This is a genomic window from Elusimicrobiota bacterium, assembly GCA_040757695.1.
Taxonomy (GTDB): domain Bacteria; phylum Elusimicrobiota; class UBA8919; order UBA8919; family UBA8919; genus JBFLWK01.
The window spans coordinates 1-1688 of the sequence record JBFLWK010000206.1 but is presented as its reverse complement, the minus strand read 5'-3'; the positions used below and the strand labels follow the sequence as shown (position 1 = coordinate 1688).

Sequence of the window (1688 nt, the reverse complement as noted above, 5' to 3'; positions counted from 1 at the left end):
AGATATATAGATATAATTTCCTGTTAAAAATAATAAAAAAATAAAGAGATGTGTCTACATATGAAGTAAACTTCAACTTTGGATATTTTTCAATTTTAACAATTACTTTGTCGGTAAAAACCATGGGTCAGCATCATATCTATCAAAACTATTACCATTAGGATTCTTGTAGACAACAACAAAAGAAATATCGCCATTTTGGGTTAATGTTGGTTCTCCAGCACCTTCTGTATTATTACCGCCTCTGATAACAAGTTCTCTATTACCCCAACTATTCCAGTCACCAACTACAGTCTGAGTTGCTCTAAAAATCGCCCATTTACCGTCGTTATTTGTAGCTGAAAAATATACATACCATTGACCAGAATTATTTTTATATAAATGCGGTTGAGACTCATCATCAGTGGTGTTTATAGATGTAACATTTTGGGGAATTGACCATGTAGTACCATTATCACTACTTGTTGAAAGCCATATATCAAGTTTTCCCGTTCCACCAGGTCTATCATTACTATCAAAAAAAAGTATCATATTCTGTGAGTCAAGTTTTTCTATGTGTGGATTATCTTCAGTATAGTCAGTAGTATTTACTGGTGATGGCAAGGGTGTACCTATGCCAGAAGGATTGGCTTCAACATCTCGCATATAGCGAATATCGTTTTTATAAGTGGGTGACGAGTCGGTACTTGTAAAACACGCGATGTCTATCATATTAGCTGCTGAAAACACCGCCACAAAAGCACCTTCGGTATATACAGCTCTTTTCATGTTTGACAACTGCCATGTGGTAAACGATTCTGTTGTAGAATTTCGGTGAGCATATAAGATGTCACCATGAAACCATTTCCAACTGTATCCCACGGGATTAGAAAAATCCATTCCAAAATCAGGCCCTCGTGCATATTTTTCATAATTCTCAAGACTATCTCCGCTGATAGTAAATGAAAGAACATCCGCTGGTATGTAGATACAATAGAGGTTGAGTCCATCCCGACTGATGAAAACCCCATCTTCCCATCCCATACAAGAAAGATTCTGTCGATATGGAGTACCATATTCATTTGGTAGAGCAACAAAAACAGATGCATTGTCTTTTACAGTGGTCCAGCCATTATCAGACTGACCATTTTGAGAACTTTTCTTACTTAATTCCACAGCAGCATCTTTTGCAAGATTCACAGTTCCAAATCTAAATCCAGTAAGAGATAATATAAAACAAGCAAGGAATAGAAAATACAATTTTTTCATTTATCGTAATCCTTTAAAATAGTAATTTACTGTTGCGTTCATTACAATATCGGATAATTCAGTAGAACTGCTGCCTCTGAATGCCATAGCATAATATGGTCCTACATCTATATTGATTGAAAATTTTTGCAAGAAAAACTTTTCGATACCAATAAATATTCCAGTAACAAATCCATCTGCATTAAAAGTAGTTTCTTTATTTTGATACTTGAAATATGAAATCTCTCCACCTAAGTAATACAGAATTGTTTCATTTATAAGCCCATATTTATAATATCTTAATCCCGTCAAGTTAGTTTGTTTACTGTCTAATTCAGTACCTTCTGATACATTCTGAGACCGTAACTCAAGAATATTAGTACCGAAACAATATTTTATAGCAAACCCGGGATAGTTAATTCCGATACCCCAACCTTCAAGTTCTACAGCAAATGAATATG

2 protein-coding genes are annotated in these 1688 nt (G+C 34.7%); both read right to left on the bottom strand.

Annotated elements, in window-relative coordinates; genetic code table 11:
- Window positions 1-102: 102 nt before the first annotated feature.
- Window positions 103-1248: a sialidase family protein gene (locus AB1349_14145; GenBank protein ID MEW6558466.1), complete on the bottom strand. Its 1146-nt coding sequence runs from the start codon at window positions 1246-1248 to the stop codon at window positions 103-105.
- The coding region (locus tag AB1349_14140; GenBank protein ID MEW6558465.1) for a hypothetical protein at window positions 1249-1688 on the bottom strand (440 nt) is incomplete at its 5' end.

What these genes read in the sequence shown, in the direction of transcription:
- AB1349_14145 (MEW6558466.1), bottom strand. Translation starts at nt 1,248, where the DNA reads ATGAAAAAATTGTATTTTCTATTCCTTGCTTGTTTTATATTATCTCTT.